Source organism: Auraticoccus monumenti (assembly GCF_900101785.1).
Lineage (GTDB): Bacteria > Actinomycetota > Actinomycetes > Propionibacteriales > Propionibacteriaceae > Auraticoccus > Auraticoccus monumenti.
Genome location: NZ_LT629688.1, coordinates 906047 through 924882 on the forward strand (window position 1 = coordinate 906047; position 18836 = coordinate 924882).

At 74.1% G+C, this 18836-nt stretch carries 20 protein-coding genes; 7 read left to right on the top strand and 13 right to left on the bottom strand.

All coding sequences use genetic code 11. From position 1 onward, the window contains the following. Positions 1 to 3: 3 nt before the first annotated feature. From BLT52_RS04045 to BLT52_RS04065, 5 genes are all read right to left on the bottom strand, one after another. Complete coding sequence (locus tag BLT52_RS04045) at positions 4 to 339, bottom strand: cupin domain-containing protein (protein ID WP_090590880.1); 336 nt, start codon at positions 337 to 339, stop codon at positions 4 to 6. Between the two features lie 91 nt (positions 340 to 430). Continuing rightward, entirely contained in the window at positions 431 to 1105 is a 675-nt protein-coding gene (locus BLT52_RS04050) for an ion channel (protein ID WP_090590882.1), read from the bottom strand. 69 nt (positions 1106 to 1174) lie between these two features. Further along, positions 1175 to 1921 (bottom strand): SURF1 family protein, encoded by a 747-nt coding sequence (locus BLT52_RS04055; RefSeq protein WP_090590884.1) that lies wholly within the window; start codon positions 1919 to 1921, stop codon positions 1175 to 1177. 28 nt (positions 1922 to 1949) lie between these two features. Further along, on the bottom strand, positions 1950 to 2900 hold the full coding sequence (locus BLT52_RS04060; protein WP_090596280.1) for a D-alanine--D-alanine ligase family protein: 951 nt from the start codon (positions 2898 to 2900) through the stop codon (positions 1950 to 1952). A 52-nt stretch (positions 2901 to 2952) separates the two neighbouring features. After that, entirely contained in the window at positions 2953 to 4320 is a 1368-nt protein-coding gene (locus BLT52_RS04065) for an aminotransferase-like domain-containing protein (protein ID WP_456236372.1), read from the bottom strand. Positions 4321 to 4374: 54 nt separating this feature from the next. Between BLT52_RS04065 and BLT52_RS04070 the strand changes: the two genes are divergently transcribed. Continuing rightward, positions 4375 to 4569 carry a hypothetical protein gene (locus BLT52_RS04070; RefSeq protein ID WP_090590886.1) on the top strand — a complete coding sequence of 65 codons (195 nt, stop codon included), beginning with the start codon at positions 4375 to 4377 and terminating at the stop codon, positions 4567 to 4569. Next, positions 4566 to 5183, top strand: coding sequence for a hypothetical protein (locus BLT52_RS04075; protein WP_090590888.1), 618 nt, complete (start codon positions 4566 to 4568; stop codon positions 5181 to 5183). Before BLT52_RS04070 ends, BLT52_RS04075 begins: the two co-directional genes overlap by 4 nt. Positions 5184 to 5196: 13 nt before the next feature. Here BLT52_RS04075 and BLT52_RS04080 read toward each other — a convergent pair whose 3' ends face one another. Next, on the bottom strand, positions 5197 to 5781 hold the full coding sequence (locus BLT52_RS04080) for a hypothetical protein (protein WP_090590889.1): 585 nt from the start codon (positions 5779 to 5781) through the stop codon (positions 5197 to 5199). 78 nt (positions 5782 to 5859) lie between these two features. Between BLT52_RS04080 and BLT52_RS04085 the strand changes: the two genes are divergently transcribed. Together BLT52_RS04085 and BLT52_RS04090 are read left to right on the top strand one after the other, a co-directional pair. Beyond that, positions 5860 to 7548: an ABC transporter transmembrane domain-containing protein gene (locus BLT52_RS04085; RefSeq protein ID WP_090590892.1), complete on the top strand. Its 1689-nt coding sequence runs from the start codon at positions 5860 to 5862 to the stop codon at positions 7546 to 7548. Beyond that, complete coding sequence (locus BLT52_RS04090; protein ID WP_090590893.1) at positions 7545 to 9308, top strand: ABC transporter ATP-binding protein; 1764 nt, start codon at positions 7545 to 7547, stop codon at positions 9306 to 9308. The genes BLT52_RS04085 and BLT52_RS04090 overlap by 4 nt, the downstream gene beginning before the upstream one ends. Positions 9309 to 9347: 39 nt before the next feature. On the opposite strand, the gene BLT52_RS04095 is transcribed toward BLT52_RS04090, so the two are convergent. Further along, positions 9348 to 9671 (bottom strand): thioredoxin family protein, encoded by a 324-nt coding sequence (locus BLT52_RS04095; protein ID WP_090590896.1) that lies wholly within the window; start codon positions 9669 to 9671, stop codon positions 9348 to 9350. Positions 9672 to 9675: 4 nt separating this feature from the next. Then, complete coding sequence (gene trxB, locus BLT52_RS04100; RefSeq protein WP_090590897.1) at positions 9676 to 10674, bottom strand: thioredoxin-disulfide reductase; 999 nt, start codon at positions 10672 to 10674, stop codon at positions 9676 to 9678. A gap of 492 nt (positions 10675 to 11166) precedes the next feature. Here trxB and BLT52_RS04105 point away from each other — a divergent pair, with 492 nt between their 5' ends. Both BLT52_RS04105 and BLT52_RS04110 read left to right on the top strand, forming a co-directional pair. Next, positions 11167 to 12339 (top strand): VOC family protein, encoded by a 1173-nt coding sequence (locus tag BLT52_RS04105; protein WP_090590900.1) that lies wholly within the window; start codon positions 11167 to 11169, stop codon positions 12337 to 12339. Between the two features lie 652 nt (positions 12340 to 12991). Further along, entirely contained in the window at positions 12992 to 15247 is a 2256-nt protein-coding gene (locus BLT52_RS04110; RefSeq protein WP_090590902.1) for an esterase-like activity of phytase family protein, read from the top strand. 87 nt (positions 15248 to 15334) lie between these two features. On the opposite strand, the gene BLT52_RS04115 is transcribed toward BLT52_RS04110, so the two are convergent. From BLT52_RS04115 to BLT52_RS04135, 5 genes are all read right to left on the bottom strand, one after another. Further along, the gene (locus BLT52_RS04115) at positions 15335 to 15709 is read right to left on the bottom strand and encodes a VOC family protein (RefSeq protein ID WP_090590904.1); all 375 of its coding nucleotides are present in this window, start codon (positions 15707 to 15709) and stop codon (positions 15335 to 15337) included. 23 nt (positions 15710 to 15732) lie between these two features. Further along, the gene (locus BLT52_RS04120) at positions 15733 to 16356 is read right to left on the bottom strand and encodes a TetR/AcrR family transcriptional regulator (protein WP_231946495.1); all 624 of its coding nucleotides are present in this window, start codon (positions 16354 to 16356) and stop codon (positions 15733 to 15735) included. Between the two features lie 10 nt (positions 16357 to 16366). After that, positions 16367 to 17209, bottom strand: coding sequence for an NmrA family NAD(P)-binding protein (locus tag BLT52_RS04125; protein WP_090590907.1), 843 nt, complete (start codon positions 17207 to 17209; stop codon positions 16367 to 16369). Then, positions 17206 to 17646 (bottom strand): nuclear transport factor 2 family protein, encoded by a 441-nt coding sequence (locus BLT52_RS04130; RefSeq protein ID WP_090596284.1) that lies wholly within the window; start codon positions 17644 to 17646, stop codon positions 17206 to 17208. The genes BLT52_RS04125 and BLT52_RS04130 overlap by 4 nt, the downstream gene beginning before the upstream one ends. Positions 17647 to 17742: 96 nt before the next feature. After that, complete coding sequence (locus BLT52_RS04135; protein ID WP_090590909.1) at positions 17743 to 18303, bottom strand: SRPBCC domain-containing protein; 561 nt, start codon at positions 18301 to 18303, stop codon at positions 17743 to 17745. 320 nt (positions 18304 to 18623) lie between these two features. On the opposite strand from BLT52_RS04135, the gene BLT52_RS21355 reads away from it, so the two are divergent. Next, positions 18624 to 18758 (top strand): DLW-39 family protein, encoded by a 135-nt coding sequence (locus BLT52_RS21355; RefSeq protein ID WP_231946496.1) that lies wholly within the window; start codon positions 18624 to 18626, stop codon positions 18756 to 18758. Positions 18759 to 18836 lie beyond the last annotated feature (78 nt).

Sequence of the window (18836 nt, forward strand, 5' to 3'; positions counted from 1 at the left end):
CCCTCAGTCCGGCAGCTTCGCCACCGTCAGGAGCACGGCCGAGTCCTCGACCGCCTCCAGGCTGTGACGAGCCTGCGGCACGATCAGCAGGTCACCCGCCGAACCGCTCCAGGCCACGTCGCCGGAGCTCAGGACCACCCGCCCCTGCAGCACGTGCACGGTGGCCTCCCCCGGGTTCTCGTGCTCCTGCAGCGAGCAGCCCGCCGTGAGCGCGATCACGGTCTGGCGCAGCACGTGCTCGTGACCGCCGACGACGGTGTCGGCGCTCCGCCCGCTCGAGGCGCTCCTCGCGCTCTCCAGCTGCTGGCGGGCCAGCGCGGTCAGGGACAGCTTCTGCATGTCGTTCCTCTCGCCGGGTCGTGCTGGTGCGGACGACCGTGGCCACCCAGGACATCACGACCGGGCGCGCGGCGCGTCGGGACCGGCGCCCTCAGCCCTTCGGGACGTGCGTGACACCGCGACGGGCCAGCAGGGCCCCGATCCGGGCCACCACGAGGGCCAGGTACAGCATCCCGGCGATCTGCTCCAGCATCACGAAGGACCGCGCGTGAGGGAGCAGGGGCACCACGTCGGAGAGCCCGGTGCTGGTGAGCGTGGTGACGGACAGGAAGAGCAGCTCCATCCAGGTCCGCGCCTGGTCCGGGTCCACCCCGGCGGTGAAGGAGCCCGGCCAGATGATCTGGACCACGGAGTAGGTGTAGGCGAAGCCCCAGGCCAGCACGGTGAAGGCGGCTCCCGTGGCCCACACCTCGTCGACGGTCGCGTGGTCGTCGTCGAACATGTAGCGGATCATCGCGTAGGCCGTGTAGTAGTAGAAGAGCGCGTGCACCGCCCCGGAGGCCAGCACCACCGCCGGGTGCGGGACGGCCGCCTCGACGAAGGTCAGCACCAGCAGCGGGGCGCCGAGGATGATCGACACCCAGGTCAGCGCCGGGGTCTCCCGGACGGCGTAGACCGCGAGCGCCACCGCGACCACGCTGACCACCGAGAACAGCGCCCGTCCCAGCGCCTCGCCGTCGAGGAAGGGGTAGACCAGGATGCTGGTCAGCTGCACCACCATCAGCACGGCACAGGGGTAGGTGGTGATCAGGTGTCGCGGGGTCATCCGCCGAGGGTAGAGCGGACCGGTCCACCGTCGGCCGACAGGCTGTGCCGGGTGCCCCCGGGGTCGGGCTCAGACGTCGGCCGGGGACGCCGGTGCGGCGGCGGCCTCGCGGGCGGCGACGTCCCGGCGTCCGATGTCCCGGGCGATGAACCCGGCCATCAGCAGGCCGAAGACCGCGAAGACCCACCACTGCAGGGCGTAGCCGCCGTTGCGCAGCTGGCCCTCGCCGTCGGGCAGCGTCACCTCCGCGTGGGCCATGCCGTTGGCCGCCGCCCCCGCCTCGTCCAGCGTGACGAAGCCGTTGACCAGCGGCGGGTCCCACAGCTGGGCGATCTCCGACAGCCGCACCGAGCCCAGCTGGCCGTCCGCGGTCGGTGGCGTCTCCGAGGAGGCCTCCGAGGGGAGCAGGATGCCGGCCAGCTGCTGCTCACCCTCCGGCGGGGCGGGCGCCTCCGGGGCCTCGCCGGGCAGCTCCACCTCCCCGCGCACCACCGGCACCCGGCTGTCGTCGGACTGCACCAGCGCGGTCACCACCCGGTAGTGGCCCGGGCGCTCGACGACGGGCACCAGGAGCTGGGTCCCGGGCTCGTAGCGGCCCGAGGCGGTCACCGTGCGGCCGTAGCCGTCCTGGGAGAGCTCCCCGGGCGGGGCGACCTCGGCCAGCGGCCGGGCCGGCTCGGCCGCGCGCTGGAGGGCGTACCCGTCGGCCTGGTCGCGGTAGACGTCCAGCTGCCAGTAGCCCAGACGCACCATGCCGCTGGCGATGGCCAGCGCCACCACCACCACCAGGAGCTGCTTCAGCCGGGTCAGGAGCACGGGGAGGCCTCCGGCCGCCTGGACCTGGTCACGTCCGGTGCCGGCGGCGGGCCAAATCGACCAGCTCCAGCAGCACCTCGCCGAAGCCGAGCCCGGCCGACTCCAGGGCGATCGGGACCGTGGAGGTGGCGGTCAGCCCGGGGGCCACGTTGGTCTCCAGGAACACCGGGACGCCCTGCTCGTCGACGATGATGTCGGTCCGGGAGAGGTGGGCCAGCCCGAGCACCTCGTGCACCCGCAGGGCCATCTCCGCGCAGGCCCGGGCGCTCTCCTCGCTCAGCTCGGCCGGGCAGAGGAACCGGGTCTCGCCGGCGGTGTAGCGGGCGGTGTAGTCGTAGGTGCCGGACTCCGGACGGATCTCCACCACCGGCAGCGCCTCGGGGCCACCGCTGCGCTCGACCACCCCGACCGCCACCTCGGTCCCCGTGACGAACTCCTCCACCACGGCCACCGAGCCGTAGGCGTAGGCCGCGACCATGGCCCCGGGGAGCTGGCTCGCCTCGTCCACCCGGGTGCAGCCCAGCGCCGACCCGCTGCGCGAGGGCTTGACCATCATCGGGAAGCCGATCCGCTGACCCAGCGCCCGCACCAGCGCGGCGGCACCCAGCTCACGGAAGATCTCGTGCGGCAGCGCCACCTGCACCGGGGTGCGGATCCCCGCCTCGGCCACCACCCGGGTGGCGATGGACTTGTCGAAGGCCACCCGGCAGGCCGCCCCCGAGGAGCCGACGTAGGGCACCTCCAGCAGGTCCAGCACCTCCCGCAGCGAGCCGTCCTCACCGGCCTCGCCGTGCAGCAGCGGCAGCACCACCGCTCCCTCGTGCTCGCGCAGCAGCGTGATGAGGTGCGGGTCGACGTCGTGCTCCAGCACGGTGACGCCCAGGTCCTGCAGCGCCTGGGTCACCCGCCGGCCCGAGCGCAGCGACACGTCGCGCTCGTGCGACAGACCCCCGGACAGCACGATCACGGTGTCGGACAAGGTCACTTCCTTCCTGTGCCGCCCTCGGCGGCGGGTGGTGCGGGGACGACGCTCAGCTCTGGTTGGCGCCGGGCCCGCGCGTGATGCGCCGCGGGCCGGGGTCCACCGAGGACGGGTCCAGACCGAAGGTCTCGTGCAGGGACAGCTCGTTGGCCAGCACCTCGCCGAGGCGGCGGGTCCCCTCCCGGATCCGGTCCGGCGGGGGGTAGCAGTAGGAGACCCTGAGGTTGCGGGCGCCGAAGCCGTCGGCGAAGAACGCCGGCCCCGGCACGTAGGCCACCCGGGAGGTGATCGCCCGGGGCAGCATGGCCTGGGAGTCCAGGCCCTCGGGCAGGGTGACCCAGACGAAGAACCCGCCGTCCGGACGCGTCCAGGTGGTGCCGGCCGGCATGTGCTCGGCCAGCCCGTCCAGCATCGCGTCCCGGCGGACCCGGTACATGTCGCGGAAGCTGACGATCTGGCCCTGCCAGTCGCAGGTGGCCAGGTAGGTGGAGACGACGTACTGGCTGAACACCGGCGGGCAGAGGGTGGCGGACTCCTGGGCCAGCACCAGCTTCTCCCGCACGGCGTGCGGGGCCAGCACCCAGCCGACCCGTACGCCGGGGGAGAAGGTCTTGGAGAAGCTGCCGAGGTAGATGACGTTGTCGGCGTCGAGGGAGCGCATCGCCGGGATCGGCTCCCCGGTGAAGGTGAGCAGGCCGTACGGGTTGTCCTCCACGACCAGCAGCCCCAGCTCGCGGGCCACCTCCAGCAGCGCCACCCGCCGCTCCAGGGGCTGGGTCACGCCGGCGGGGTTCTGGAAGTTGGGGATCGTGTACAGGAACTTCACCGTGCGCCCGGCGGCCTTCAGCGCCCCCGTGGCCGCCCGCAGCGCGTCGGGGTCCAGCCCGTGCTCGTCCATGCCCACGTGCACGACGTCGACCTCGTAGGAGCGGAACGTGCCCAGCGCGCCGACGTAGGACGGCGCCTCGGCCAGCACCACGTCGCCGGGGTCGCAGAAGATCCGCGTCACCAGGTCCAGCCCCTGCTGGGAGCCGACGGTGAGGGTGATGTCGTCGCGGTGGGCGGAGATGTGCTCCAGCCGCATCACCTCGGTGATCTGCTCCCGCAGCACCGGCTCGCCCTGCCCCGAGCCGTACTGCATCGCCCGGGTGCCCTCCTTGAAGACCATCGAGGCGAGGTTGTCGGCGATCACGTCCAGGGGCAGGTCGGCGATGTTGGGCATCCCACCGGCCAGCGACACCACCTCGGGGCGGTTGGCGACCTCGAACAGCGAGCGGACGGCCGAGGCGGTCATGCCGTGGGCGCGGGAGGCGTAGCGGCCGGCCCAGGTGTCCAGCCGGGTGTCCTGGCGGGCGGCCCGGGCCACCGCCGACGGGGACTGCGCCGGGGGCCTCGGGGTCGGATCGGGCTCGCTCACCAGGCCATGCTAACGGCCGGGCCCGCGAGGGAAGGTGCTGGTTACCATGAGGTCATGAGCGCCGTACGCGGGACCGAGGGCCGCCGGGCCGGGACGTGGCCGGGCCGCCCGGTGTGGGCCATCGACCGTGCCCTGCTGTGGAAGTGGGGTCCCTGGGTGGTGCTGCTGGTCGGGGTGGTGACCTCCCTCGTGCTCGGGTTCGCCGTCGGTCTGGCCCGGCCCCACCGCCAGCCCCAGCGGGCACGATGACCTTCCGCCCCGTCGCCGGTCGGGCCCGCGGCCCGCGGCTGCGGGCGCTGCGTGGCGAGGACCTGACCTCCCTGCCGGGCTGCTCCTCCTGCCCGTCGCTGCAGCCCGGGGACCCCGGCGTCCGGGCGGCGCTGCAGGCCTGGGGCTGGTGCGGGCTGGTCGCCGTCGCCGGGGAACGGCCGGTCGGTCACCTGCTGCTGACGCCGGAGGAGGACCAGGACGGGCGGGTCGTGGCCCGCGTGGTGGCCCTGCACCCCTCGGACGGGACGCCCGACGCCGACGGCTGGACGTCCTCGGCCACCGTCCGCCGGCTGCTCGAGGGCGCCGCGGCGCGCCTGCTGCGCCGTCGCGTCGTCGCCCTGGAGGCCACCGCCCACCGGTGGGCGGGCAGCTGCCCCACCCCCTCGCTCGGCGTGCTCGCCGCGCGGGGCTTCGTGGTGGTCCGGGAGCACCCGCTGCACCCGCTGATGCGGATGGAGCTGGACCGCACCGTCCCCGGCGAGCCCGTCCTGCAGACCGTCTGGCGACGGCTCACCGAGCTGGTGCGCTCACCACCCCCGCCCGAGCCGGTCGGGTTCACCCCCACCCGGGAGACCCGCGCGGTCGGGGTCTGACCGCGCGGGCTGCTCAGAGGTTCATCGCCGCCGCGACCGCCTGGGTGTCGTCGAGCAGGTCCGGCAGCGGCTGCATCGCGATCCCCAGGCCCAGCACGGCGGTGTTGCCCCGCATCACCACGCAGACGTCGTAGCCGGAGGGGTCGCGCCCGCACAGGCCGTCCTCGATCGGGCGCAGCGCCTCGGCCTGGACCAGCTCCAGCATGGCGGCCGGCTCGGCGACCGGACGTCCGGCGATCACCACCAGGTTCGGCTCGGCGGCCCGGTTGTAGGTGGCCGAGACCGTCTCGATGTCGGTGTCGATCGTGGTGTCGCTGTTGTCGGCGTTGGGGTCGCGGCTGAGGTCGTCCACGGCCAGCGGCAGCACCAGCGGCGGCGGGGGCGAGGAGGGGGCGTCGGTGGGCTGGCCGGAGGGACCCGTCCGGGCGGTGAGGAAGGCCACCACCAGCACCGCGCTGAGCACCAGCACCAGCACCACGGCGCCGATCAGCAGCGGCAGCGCGCCGGAGCGCGGCCTGGGCTCCGGGTCGGGCTCGCCCTGCGGGGTCACCGGACCCCAGGACTCGGAGCCCGGCTGAGAGGGTGGGGGCTGGGTCATCACGCTCTTCCTGACGTCGGACGGTCGTCTGGCGGGCTCAGTGTAGGTCTGGACGGCCGACGGCTTAGGGTCCCCTCTGTGCCCCACCCCTCCCCGACCCGGCGCCTGGTGGGCCAGATGTTCCGCCGCCAGCGACGCGACACCGTCCTCTGCGCCTCGTTCTGGTCGGTGCACCAGATCTGCGAGGCGCTGGTCCCGGTGGCCATCGGGCTGGTGATCGACCTCGCCGTCGGCCCCTCCGACGGGGAGGCCATGGCCTGGTCGGTGCTGGGGGTGTTCGTCCTCTTCGCCGTGCTGACCTTCGCCTGGCGGACCGGGTTCTGGTTCCTCTCCCGGGCGGTGCTGGAGGAGTCGCACCGGCTGCGGGTGACGGCCGTCCGCCGCGTCATCACCGGCCGCGGCATCCGCACCGAGCGCCAGACCGGGGAGCTGCTCTCCATCGCCACCTCCGACGCCCAGGCCAGCGCGGAGCTGCTCGAGCTCGGCAGCCGGGTGGTCTCGGCGCTGATCGGGCTGCTGGTCACCACCGTGGTGCTGGTCCGCATCGACCTCACCCTGGGGCTGGCCATGATGGTCGGCATCCCGCTGCTGGTGCTGGCCCTCAACGCCCTCGGGCCCCTGGTCGAGCGGCGGACCTCCACCCAGCAGCAGGCCATCGGGCTGGCCGCGGCCACCGCCGCGGACCTGCTGGCCGGGCTGCGTCCGCTGCGCGGGTTCGGCGGCGTCCAGGAGGCCAGCCGTCGCTACCGGACCACCAGCCGGACGTCGCTGCGCGCCACCGTCGGCGCCGCCCGCGCCGGGGCCACCTTCGTGGGCGCCTCCACCTTCACCACCGGGCTGCTGCTGGCCGTGGTGGCCCTCGTCGCCGGCTGGTTCGCGCTGCAGGGGCGGATCAGCGTCGGTGAGCTGATCACCATCGTCGGCCTGGCCGCCTTCATCACCGACCCGGTCCTCAACCTGGCCGACTGCGTCTTCCAGCTGGCCACCTCCCGGGCCAGCGCGGCCCGGCTGGCCGAGCTGCTGGACGCCCCCGAGCTGGCCTTGGCCGGCGACCGTCCGGCCAGCCCCGGGCCGCTGGTGCTCCGCGACGTCCGCACACCGGGTCTGGACGGCCTCGACCTGGAGGTGCGGCCCGGGGAGGTCGTCGGGGTGGTCACCGCCGAGCTGGCCGCCGCCGACGCCCTGACCGAGCTCCTCAGCGGCGCCCGGACGCCCGACAGCGGCACCGTCGAGCTGGCCGGGACACCGCTGGGCACCCTCGACCTCCCCTCGGTCCGGCGCGTGCTGCTGGCCGAGCCGCACACCGTCGACCTGTTCGGGACGACCCTGCGGGAGGTGCTGCAGACCGGGCCTGCCCCCGAGGAGGCGGAGCTGGCGCGCGCGGTGCGGGCGGCCTCGCTGACCGAGCTGGTCGGACCCGACGGCACCGACGGCCTGGAGCGGGAGCTGCTCGACCACGGCAGCAACCTCTCCGGGGGACAGCGCCAGCGGGTGGCGATGGCGCGGGCCCTGCTGGCCGACCGTCCGGTGCTGGTGCTGCGCGACCCGACCACCGCCGTGGACGGGGTGACCGAGCACGCGATGGCCGAGGGGCTGCGCGGGCTCCGGTCCCGACCGGACCGCAGCACCGTGCTGGTCACCACCAGCGCGCCGCTGCTGGCCCGCTGCGACCGGGTCGTGCTGGTCGTCGGCGGTCGCGCGCACAGCACCGGCGACCACCGCTCGCTGCTGGACGTCCCCGCCTACGCCGAGGTGGTGCTGCGATGAGCGCCGAGCAGGGCCTGCGGGCCATCCTGCCGGTGGCCACCGGCCGCCGCACCGCCCGGGTGTTCGGGCTGCTGGTGCGTCGCCACCGGTGGCTGGCGCTGCTGGGCGTGCTCGCCGCGGTGGGCGCGAGCGTGGCGGCGGTGCTGGTGCCGATCCTGCTCGGACGGGTGGTGGACCTGGTGGTGGACCGGCGTCCGCTGTCGGACCTGCTGGTCCTGGTCGGGGGTCTGCTGGTGGCGGGGCTGTCGGCCGGGGTGCTGACCGCGGTGGCCCGCTGGCTGGTCTCCGCCCTGGGCGCCCACGTCTGCGCCGACCTGCGCGAGCAGGTGCTGGACCACTCGCTGCGGATGGAGCCGGCCCGGCTCGAGGCGGCCGGCAGCGGCGACGTCGCCTCCCGGGTGACCGAGGACGTGGAGAAGGTGACGCGCTCGGTGCAGCTGGCCGCGGGCGTCTTCACGGCGCTGGTGACGGTGCTGGTCACCGTGGTCGGGTTCGCCTCCCTGGACTGGCGGATCGCGCTGGCCTTCCTGGTGGTGGTACCGGTCTACGTGCTCAGCCTGCGCCGGTTCATCCCCCAGGCCGAGCTGCGCTACGCCGCCGAGCGCCGGGCGGCGGCCGTCCGCACCCAGGCCGTGCTGACCACGCTGCAGGGTGCCCGGACGGTGCACGCCTACGGCATGGAGGAGCGTCAGGGCCAGCGGGTGGAGGAGGCCTCACGGGAGGCCATGGGCGCCCAGCTGTGGGCGGTGCGCGGGTTCCTCTGGTTCGCCAACTCGATGAACTTCGCCGAGGCGATCGGGCTCAGCGCGGTGCTGCTGACCGGGTTCTGGCTGGTGCAGGACGGCACCAGCACGGTCGGTGACGTCACCGCGGCCGCGCTGCTGTTCCACCGGCTGTTCGGCCCGCTGGGCATGCTGCTGATGACCTTCAACGACGTCCAGGCCGCCGGTGCCGCGCTGGCCCGGCTGGTCGGGGTGGCCGACCTCGAGGTGCCCGGCAGCGGTCGGGTCGCCGACACCGGACCCCGCCCCTCCGCGCTCGACGTCAGCGCCGGGCAGGTGGGCCACCGCTACGCCGCCGGGCCGCCGGTGCTGCACGACGTCTCCCTCGACGTCCCGGCCGGCACGTCGCTGGCCGTGGTGGGGGCCAGCGGGGCGGGCAAGACCACGCTGGCGGCGATCCTGGGCGGGGTGTTCCCCGCGACCGCCGGGACGGTCCGCATCGGCGGGCGGCCGGTGGACGAGATCGACCCGACCGAGCTGCGTCGGCTGGTCGGGGTGGTGACCCAGGAGGTCCACGTCTTCACCGGCACGCTGGCCGGGGACCTGCGGCTGGCCGTCCCCGGGGCCACCGACGAGGAGCTGTGGTCCGCGCTGGCGCTGGCCGGGGCGGACGCCTGGGTGGCCGCGCTGCCCGAGGGGCTGGCCACCCGGGTCGGCGGCGGGGACCACCCGCTCAGCGCGGCCCAGGCGCAGCAGCTGGCGCTGGCCCGGATCGCCCTGGTGGACCCGCCGGTGGTGGTGCTGGACGAGGCCACCGCGGAGGCGGGCAGCGCGGGCGCCCGCCAGCTCGAGCTGGCCAGCGCGGCGGTGCTGCGCGGTCGGACCTCGGTCGTGGTCGCGCACCGCCTCACCCAGGCCCAGGCCTGCGACCGGGTCGCGGTGATGTCGGCGGGCCGGGTGGTCGAGCTCGGACGGCCGGAGGACCTGGTGGCCGCCGGCGGTGCCTACGCCGAGCTGTGGTCGGCCTGGCACCGCTGAGGACCCGGGCCCGAGCGGCGTCTCGCCGCCGACCCGGGGTCAGAGGTGGTCGGCCAGGAGGGCCAGCAGCTGCGCCTTGGTCTTGGAACCACGGACCTGGGTCACCAGCTCACCGCCCACCCACAGCTGCAGCGTGGGCAGCCCCAGCACCTGACGCTCGGCGGGGGTGACCGGGTTGGCGTTGGCGTCCAGCCGCGCGAAGGTCACCCGGCCGCTGTGCTCGGCCGCCAGCTCCTCCAGGATCGGGTCGAGCTGGCGGCAGGGCGCGCACCAGTCGGCCCAGTAGTCCACGAGTACCGGACGGTCCGAGCGCAGCACCACCGGGTCGAAGGTGCTGTCGGTCACCTCGACGACGGCGGTCACGGGCTCAGACGGAGGCGGGCTGGGTCAGCTCGGCGACGATCAGCGCCTCGTCGGCCAGCTCGGCCAGGAAGCGCTCGGCGTCCAGGGCCGCGGCGCACCCGCTGCCGGCCGCGGTGATGGCCTGGCGGTAGGTGTGGTCGACCAGGTCACCGCAGGCGAAGACCCCCGACACGTTGGTGCGGGTGCTCCCCGGCTGGGTGAGCACGTAGCCCTCGGCGTCCAGGTCGACCTGACCGGCGACCAGCTCCGAGCGCGGGTCGTGACCGATCGCGATGAACAGCCCGGAGACGTCCAGGCGCCGCGTCTCGCCGGTCACCGTGTCGGTCAGGGTGACGCCCTCGAGCGCGTCCTTGCCGTGGATCTCGGTGACCCCGGAGTTCCAGGCGAAGCGGATCTTCGGGTCGTTGTGGGCACGGGCGGCCATGATCTTGCTGGCCCGCAGCTCGTCGCGGCGGTGCACCAGGGTGACCGAGCGGGCGAAGCGGGTCAGGAAAGTGGCCTCCTCGACCGCGGAGTCGCCACCGCCGACCACGGCGATGTCCTTGTCGCGGAAGAAGAACCCGTCACAGGTCGCGCACCAGGAGACGCCGCGACCGGACAGGCGCTCCTCGTCGCTGAGCCCGAGCTTGCGGTAGCCCGAACCGGTGGCCAGGATCACCGCACGGGCCCGGTGGGTGCCCCCCATCGAGTCGGTGACGACCTTGACCGGGGCGGTCAGGTCCATCTCGACGATGTCGTCGGTGACCAGCTCGGCGCCGAAGCGCTCGGCCTGGTCGCGCATCTGCTGCATCAGGTCCGGGCCCTGGACGCCCTCGGGGAAACCGGGGAAGTTCTCGACCTCGGTGGTGGTCATCAGCGCACCGCCGGAGGTCACCGCGCCCTCGAACACGAGCGGCTTCAGGTCGGCCCGGGCGGCGTAGACGGCGGCGGTGTAGCCCGCCGGGCCGCTGCCCACGATGATGACGTCACGGATCTCGCTGGTGCTCTGCTGCGGGGTGCTCATGGTGTCCTGCCTCGTCGTCTGGTGCCTGCCGCGCGGGACCAGTCACCCTACCCGCGCACGCTCTCAACCCCGGCCCCCGGCGCGCTATTCCGGGACCGGCGGTGCCTGGTTCGCCACCCGGCGCAGCCGTTGCCGGCCCCCACGGAGGCGGCAGCGACGCCCGCGTCCGGGTGCGGTCCGTGGCGGTCACCTGCCGTCCTGGTCCGGCTCGGGCAGAACCGGTTCCTCAGCCCGACGCCCTCCGGGAGGGGCCGGTGCCGTCGGGCTGGCTGACCGGTCAGGCTCCTCGGAGTGCCGTCGAGGAGGACCGGAGCGGAGAACCGGTCACCCTGCGGACCGCGTCCGACGTGGGACTCGGTGTGTCTGCTGAGCGACCGGTTCTGCACGTCCGTGTCGACGTCCGCCAGGGGCCTGGACCGTTCGTGTTCCAGACGATCTGAAGTCGTGCTGTCGCGCCGGAGCAGATCAGCCGGCGGGAGCTACCGTGTCGGCATGACCGGGACCGCAACCGACTGGCGCGTCCTCGACGGCGTCACGACGACGTGGTTCGAGGCGCCGTCCCTGGTGACGGGGGCGGCACTGGCCGTACGCGTCCTGGAGCTCTCGGACGACACCACCGTCGACCTGCGCGCCACCGGTCTGCGGGTGCGCCTCAGTGGGGACGACCACGTCGACGCGGTGTCGGCGGCCGCGAGGGACCTCGGGCTGGTCGGGGACCCCACCAGGCTGCAGCAGCTGGGCGTCGTGCTCGAGTCCCCGGACCCCGCTGTGGTGAGGCCGTTCTGGCAGCGCGTGCTCGACTACGCGCCCGGACCGGACGGCGGTCTCCTCGACCCGCTGCGTCGCGATCCCGCGATCGAGATCCGGCGGTCCACGGACGAGCGGCCGCTCCGGAACCGCTTCCACCTCGACGTGGTGCGCCCGGCCCCGGCGGTGCAGCGGGCCGCGCCGGGGGAGGGGTCCGGCCCGTACGGGGTCCGCCACGCCGACCCCGACGGCAACGAGCTCGACCTGGTGCCGGGCGACGCGCTCGGCGAAGGATCGGCGACGGCCGACTGGCAGGCGGTGTTCGGCGCGGTGGCGTGCTACCGCACCACACCGACGCAGCAACGGGAGCTGACCACTGCCGCCGCGGCGCTGGCCGACGACGCCGGCTTCCCGCTGGTCATCGACCTGCGCCCCGGTCTGGTGGTCCTCGACAGCGGCAAGGACCAGTGGGAGGCCGGGGCACACGGCCTCCAGCTCGACTTCACCGACCTCGCCGGGCGGCTGCAGACGGCTGCCCGGCAGCTCGGAGCCACCGCGGACCCGGGGCGGGCGCGGTTCGTCCAGCTCGTCCTCGACGCTGCCGACGTCGACGCGGTCCGGGCGTTCTGGGTCGCCGCCCTCGGCTACACCCCCGACCCGCGGGCCGGGGTCAGCGACCTCCACGACCCTCGTCGGCTGGACCCGGTGCTGGTCCTCCAGGAGCTCGACGTCACCGAGACGGAGCGGCGCCGGCAGCGCAACCGCGTCCACCTGGAGCTGGCAGTCCATTCCGGCGTCGCCCGGACGCGCGTCGACGCGGCCGTCGCCGCCGGTGGCCGGCTCCTCGACGAGTCCGAGGGCTGCTGGCGGGTCGCCGACCCCGAGGGCAACGACCTGGTGGTCCTCGGCGGGGCCTGACCCAGCGCGGGCCGGACCCCCGTGTGTGGACGTCGCAGGGACCCGCATCCGACCCGGTGGTCGGAGTGGAACGGGGGCAGGGCCGCCCCACCTGTTGGCATCAGGTGGGGCGGTGCCGGCGTCCTGCGGACAGGACTCCCGACCTCCGCCGCCTCGCTGCTCAAGCGGTCGGGCCTGCCGAAGGGCACTCAGCCGCTCCGACGCCGGGGAGGTTACCCACCCGGGCCGGACCGATCCAGCAGACGTCGGCGAGGCGAATCGCCGCCCAGGCCTCGTTCGTCGCAACGGCAGGGTCCCCGGCTCGGGCACCCTGCCGCCCCCATCGACCCTCCCGGATGCGCTCCGGGTACCCGGACGTGACCACCGCTCCACCTGACACGCGGGGTGAACCACACCGCCGGAGCCCTGTCGTGCACGGCACCTGACGTCGACCGGGCCACGGCCGCGATCATGGCGACCGCCACCCGCGCCCGCTCGCCGGACCACTCCGTCACCTGGTCCTCCAGGGGTGTCGGGAGCATGAGGATCCGGAGCTCCCGGCCCGGGGACGGAGTTCACCTGCTGCTCATCCGACGGCCAGCCGTCGGCGGGGCGGGTGTTGCCCGGGCTGGTCTTGGCTGGGCGGGTCCACCCCAGCGAAGCAGGAGAACCCATGCCCCGACCGTCCACCCGCCGCGCCCTGACCGCGGCGGCCGTCGCCGCCGGTCTGGTCGCCGGCCTGGTGACCACCACCGCCCCGCCGGCCGCCGCCGCGCCGGAGGCGGACACGGTGACCGTCACCGGCCCCCGCCTGACCGGCCGCGCCACGCTGCCCTCGGACCACCTGGAGCCCGGCCCGGTCTCGGGCAGGGACGTGACGCCGGCCAACGGGGTCAGCGGACCCTTCGACGGCCAGCCCATCCCCGGGTTCTCCGGGGCCGTGGTCGGACGCGGCGGCGGGTTCTGGGCGCTGCCGGACAACGGCTTCGGCACCAAGACCAACTCCGAGGACTTCCTGCTGCGGATCTACCAGGTGAATCCCCGCTGGGAGGAGGCCGACGGCGGCCGCGGCGCCATCCAGGTCATCCGCCACCTGCAGCTGCGCGACCCCCGCAACATCGTCGACTTCGACATCGTCAACGAGGGCACCCGCGAGCGGCACCTGACCGGCGGCGACTTCGACGTCGAGTCGATCCAGCAGATGGCCGACGGCTCCTTCTGGATCGGTGAGGAGTTCGGGCCCTTCCTGCTGCACGTGGACCGCAACGGCGTCGTGCTCTCCGACCCCGTCTCCTCCCCGTACGGCCGCTCCCCGCAGCACCCCGGGCTCGGCTCGGAGGCACCGCGGGTCCGGGCCAGCGGGGGCTTCGAGGCGATGGCCAAGTCGCCCGACGGCCGCTACCTCTACCCCGTGATGGAGAACTCCCTGGTCGGCGACCCCGACCCGCGCCGCCGCGTGGTGGCCGAGTTCGACACCCGCACCGGCGCCTACACCGACCGCACCTGGGACTACCGGGTGGACGCCGACGCCAACCTCGTCGCCGACGCCCAGATGCTGGCGGACGGCACGATGCTGGTCCTCGAGCGCGACAACCTCGACGGTGCGGCCGCCTGGAACAAGCGCATCTACGAGGTCGACCTCGCCGAGGCCCAGGCCTCGGGCGCGCTCGCCAAGACGCTGCACACCGACCTGCTGGCCATCGACAACCCCGACCTGATCGGTGGCGACGCCGGCTGGGGCACCGGGGAGACGTACTCCTTCGGCTTCCAGTCCGTGGAGACCATCGTGCCGCTGCCGGACGGGCAGATCATGCTGGTCAACGACAACAACTACCCGGGTAACTCCGCCCGCGTCCCGGGCACGCCGGACGACACCGAGATGATCCGGATCGACCCGGCCGCCACCAGCGAGCAGGTCGCCAACCCGGTGCCGGTGATCGCCCACCGCGGGGCCAGCGGCTACCGCCCCGAGCACACCCTCGCGGCCTACGAGCTGGCCCTGCGCCAGTGCGCGGACGTGATCGAGCCCGACGTGGTGCTGACCTCCGACGGCGTCCCGGTGGCCCGCCACGAGAACGAGATCAGCGGCACCACCGACGTGGCCCAGCGCGCTGAGTTCGCCAGCCGTCGCGCCACCAAGACCATCGACGGCGCCGCCATCACCGGTTGGTTCACCGAGGACTTCACCCTCGCCGAGCTCCGCACCCTGCGGGCGGTCGAGCGGCTGCCCGAGCTGCGCACCGGGAACACGCAGTTCGACGGCCTGTACCAGGTGCCGACCCTGGCCGAGGTCCTCGACCTGGCCCGCCACTCGCGCACCTGCACCGGCCAGCCGGTCGGTGTCGCGCCGGAGATCAAGCACCCGACCTACTTCGACTCGATCGGCCTCTCCATCGAGGAGCCGCTGCTGGAGGCCCTGGCCGACGCCGGCCTGGACGACGCCGACGCCCCGGTGGTGATCCAGAGCTTCGAGACCGGTAACCTGCGCGAGCTGGCCCGGAGGACCCCGCTGCAGCTGTCGCAGCTGATCAACTGCTCCGGTGCCCCCTACGACCTCGTGGCGGCCGGCGACGAGCGCACCTACGCCGACCTGGTCACCCGCGACGGGCTGCGCCAGATCAGCACCTACGCCGACCAGGTCGGGTTCTGCAAGGACGTCATGATCAGGCGTGACGCCGACGGCACCCTGGGGCAGCCGACCAGCGTCGTGGCCGACGCGCACCGCTACCGCCTCACGGTCGTGGGGTGGACGTTCCGCGCGGAGAACGTGTTCCTGCCGAGCGAGTTCGACAGCTCCGCCGACCCGGCGGCGTTGGGGGACATGGAGGGTGAGATCCAGGCCTTCCTCGCCCTCGGCATGGACCAGCTGTTCAGCGACCAGCCCGACCTGGCCGTGGCCGCCGTCGGCGGTCAGCAGCCGCAGGGCTGAGCACCTCCCTGCCCGACCTACCGCGACACGCCGTCTCCCTCGACCGGGGAGGCGGCGTGTCGCGGTCAGCGGGCCGTCAGCGGCGGATCAGGCCTGCGGGCCGTCGGGGGTCGTTCCCTCGTACAGGCCGATCGTGTTGCCGTCGGGGTCGGTGAAGACGGCCCAGGCGCTGGTCGGGGAGATTGGCGCCTTGTCCTTCACGACGGTGGCCCCCCGCTCGACGGCCTTCGCCAGGGTCTCGTCGATGGAGTCCACCTCGACGTAGGAGCGGGGCTGGGTGAACCCCTCCTCCCGCGGCGCCAGCCCGCCGCCGCTGATGCGGTTGGGGGCCTGCCACATGGGATAGCCCTCGTAGCCGGGCAGCTCGGCGATCTGCCACCCGAAGAGGTCGGCGTAGAAGGTCGTGGCCCGCTCCTGGTCGGAGACGGGGATGTCGACGTGGGTGATGTCTCCGTGGGGCATCGTCGCTCCTGCGGGTCGGACGGTCAGGTGCCTCCAGTGTGCGCAGGCCGCACCGCCGGCGTCGAGACCCCGGCGGGGAGCTCGTCGGGTCGCAGGCAGGAGCGGACGAACGCCTCGAGGTCGGCCCGGACCTGTGAGGGGCTCGTCCCCCGGAGGTGGCCGAGCAGGTCGCTCCGGGTGGCGGCGAGCAGGGCGTGCGCGAAGTGGTCCGCGTGCGCCGGACCACGGGCGGCCACCACCTGCTCGCGCACCAGGGCGTGCCAGGCCCCGTAGGTCGGGTTCTCGTAGGGGCTGCCCCGGCCGGCCTGCTCGAGCACCGAGGACACGGCCAGGTTGTCCAGCTTGAACACCGTGATGGTGTCCAGGACGGCCACCGCCCGGTCGACCGGGTCCGGGAAGGATGCGATCAGCTCGGGGAGCGCGGCCCGGACCAGGTCGGCGCGCTCGGCGTAGAGCGCCTGCACCAGACCGTTCCGGTCCCCGAAGCGACGGAACAGCGTGCCCTTGCCGACACCGGCCGCCGCCGCCACCGCGTCCATCGTCACCGCCGACGGGTCCTCGGCCTCCCGCAGCAGCTGCTCGGCGGCCTCGAGGACCCGCAGCCGGTTGCGGACCGCGTCCGCCCGCAGAGCCCGCCCGTCCGCCACGCCGGTCATGCTAGACCCGGTCGAAGGCCCCGGCGTGGCGCCGGCAGTGCTCGGCGAAGGAGCCTGGCGGTCTCCCGGTGACGTCGGCCACCGTCGAGGTGAGCGTGCTGGCCCCGCCGCCGGCGATGGCCGCGTCCATGTCGGCGAGCATCCGGGCGAAGGAGGGGTCGAGGCCGGTCCGAGCGGCGATCTCCTCGGTCCAGCCGGCCACGTCGAGCCGACGGTGCCGCACCGTCCGGCCGGCGGCACCGGAGACCACCGCGGCGACCTCGTCGTAGCTGAGCGCCTCCGGCCCGGTCAGGACGTGGTCCCGGTTGTGCGCCTCGGGGTCCAGCAGGGCCCGGACCGCGACGGCGGCGATGTCGTCGACGTCCACGAAGCCGACCCTGCCGTCGCCGGTGGCGCTCACCACCTCGTCCGCCGACCGGATGCTCTGGGCCTGCAGGTGCTCACCGGAGAAGTTCTGCATGAACCACGACGGCCGCAGCACCGCCCACTCCGGCCAGCTGAGCGCGATGTGCGCGTGCACCTCGCCCAGCCCCGCCCCACCCGGCTCGATGGCCGAGGAGCTGAGCAGCACCACCCGTCCGACCCCGCCACCCCGGGCCAGCTCCAGGAACGGGCCGACCGTGGCCGCCGGGTCCGGGTCACCCTGCGGGGGCAGCAGGTGCACGGCCGCGACCCCGTCGAGGGCCCCGGGCCAGGTGCCCGGGTCGGCCCAGTCGAACAGCACGTCGTCCCCGGCCCGCGGGTGGCGGGTCGCCGCCCGGACCCCGGCGCCCTCGGAGCGCAGCCCGGCCACCACCCGGCTGCCGATCTGCCCGTGGGCACCGAGCACCAGCACGCGGGTCACCGGTCACCGCCCAGCAGCTCGGCGCCGAGGGCCTCGCGGGCGGCGTCGGGGCTCCAGTAGTCGCGGTAGCGGACGATCTTCCCGCCGACGACGCGGACGACCGCCACGTAGCCCATCCGGTAGGGCCGGTCGGTGGCGACGACGCGCCCCTCGAGCGCGAACTCCACCAGGACCACCTCGGCGTCGTCGGCGTCACGGTGCGCGGTCCACTCGCTGACCGCCTCGATGTGCAGCAGGTCGGGGTAGCCGTCCAGGTAGGTACGCACCTCCTCGAGCCCGGTCAGCCGCTGCGGCGCCCCCTCCGGCGCGAACGGGAACTCCATCACCACGTCGGCGTCGAAGAGCTCGAGGTACCCGTCGAGGTCCCCGTCCCGGAGCAGGTCGATCGAGGCGCGGAGGACCTGCGCGGCGGGTACGTCGGATGTGGTGGTCGTCATGTCCACCAACATACGGACCGATAGTCCGTTTAGCAACCGCCACGTCTGCCGACATCCGGCGGAGCTCCTGACCCGCCCGTCGAGCGGGGCGGGGACCTAGCCGGCGGCGAGGACCGCCAGGGACCGGTCGTGGAGGGCCTCGTCGACGGCCAGGAAGTCCTGGCGGGTGCCGTCGTCCAGCCAGCCGGTGAGGAAGGGCACCAGGACGCCGCGGAAGTGCTCTGACTGGGTCAGCCGCGTCCCCCCGCCGGGCAGCGGCTCCAGGTCGAAGGCGTGCTCGCCGTCGAACAGCCCGGGCACCAGCAGGCTGCCCTCCCAGCGGAGGTGCTGGCCCGGCCGCACCTCGCGGACGACGGGCTCGAAGGTGAGGGCGTCGTCGGTGGAGTCGCTGGAGAAGCGCAGGGTCCGGCCGACCTCGAGCTCACCGGTCATGCCGACGAGCCCCGGGTTCCACTCCGGGTAGGCCTCGAAGTTGGTCAGCACCCCCCAGACCACCTCCGGTGGTGCGGCGATGTCGACCCGGGTCTCGATCACGAAGGGGTTCGCCCGCTGCCAGGCGGCGGCGCCCACCAGCACGAGCAGCAGCGCGACCGCGACGAGTGCACGGCGGCGACCGCGTCGGGGCCGGCTCGGGGGCGGGGAGGCGGGGTCGGTCACGGGCGGACGGTAGGGGCACCAGGTGAACCGGGGATGACCAGCCCGTCGAGCAGGTCAGCTCGGTGGACCGCGACCGTCCGGGTCGCGGACCCGGTCCAGCCGTCGCGGTGGTGGCCGCATCCGTCCGCCGCCTGTGGGTAGAAGCATGGTGGTCGTCCGGAGCGGGCGGCACCCCGACGAGGAGCGATGCGTCCATGAAGAACACCTGGTGGATCTGGACCCTCGGCGTGGGCCTCGTGGTCGTGGTCGTGCTGCTGACGTCGTTGTACTTCGCGAACCGCTGAGCCCACCGCTCGCGGTGCGCGCGTAGGGTCCGGAGCATGAAGGTCCCGCTGATCGCCACCCTGCTCGCCACCCTCGGCGCCCTCGCCGCCGTGCTGCACCGGCGCAACGCCCGTGCCGCGGCCGAGGCCGAGCTCTGGGCGGCCGCCACCGACCCGCTGCCGCGTCGCTGATCCTCCAGCTGGACGCCTCGCGGCGCGCCGCGACCTGCTCGACCCATCCGTCCGACCCGCCGTGACGAACCAGGAGAC

Excerpts from the sequence above, each read along its gene's own strand:
- BLT52_RS04045 (WP_090590880.1), bottom strand. The coding sequence starts at position 339 with ATGCAGAAGCTGTCCCTGACCGCGCTGGCCCGCCAGCAGCTGGAGAGC.
- BLT52_RS04050 (WP_090590882.1), bottom strand. The coding sequence starts at position 1,105 with ATGACCCCGCGACACCTGATCACCACCTACCCCTGTGCCGTGCTGATG.
- BLT52_RS04070 (WP_090590886.1), top strand. The coding sequence starts at position 4,375 with ATGAGCGCCGTACGCGGGACCGAGGGCCGCCGGGCCGGGACGTGGCCG.
- BLT52_RS04075 (WP_090590888.1), top strand. The coding sequence starts at position 4,566 with ATGACCTTCCGCCCCGTCGCCGGTCGGGCCCGCGGCCCGCGGCTGCGG.
- BLT52_RS04080 (WP_090590889.1), bottom strand. The coding sequence starts at position 5,781 with ATGACCCAGCCCCCACCCTCTCAGCCGGGCTCCGAGTCCTGGGGTCCG.
- BLT52_RS04090 (WP_090590893.1), top strand. The coding sequence starts at position 7,545 with ATGAGCGCCGAGCAGGGCCTGCGGGCCATCCTGCCGGTGGCCACCGGC.
- trxB (WP_090590897.1), bottom strand. The coding sequence starts at position 10,674 with ATGAGCACCCCGCAGCAGAGCACCAGCGAGATCCGTGACGTCATCATC.
- BLT52_RS04105 (WP_090590900.1), top strand. The coding sequence starts at position 11,167 with ATGACCGGGACCGCAACCGACTGGCGCGTCCTCGACGGCGTCACGACG.
- BLT52_RS04110 (WP_090590902.1), top strand. The coding sequence starts at position 12,992 with ATGCCCCGACCGTCCACCCGCCGCGCCCTGACCGCGGCGGCCGTCGCC.
- BLT52_RS04115 (WP_090590904.1), bottom strand. The coding sequence starts at position 15,709 with ATGCCCCACGGAGACATCACCCACGTCGACATCCCCGTCTCCGACCAG.
- BLT52_RS04130 (WP_090596284.1), bottom strand. The coding sequence starts at position 17,646 with ATGACGACCACCACATCCGACGTACCCGCCGCGCAGGTCCTCCGCGCC.
- BLT52_RS21355 (WP_231946496.1), top strand. The coding sequence starts at position 18,624 with ATGAAGGTCCCGCTGATCGCCACCCTGCTCGCCACCCTCGGCGCCCTC.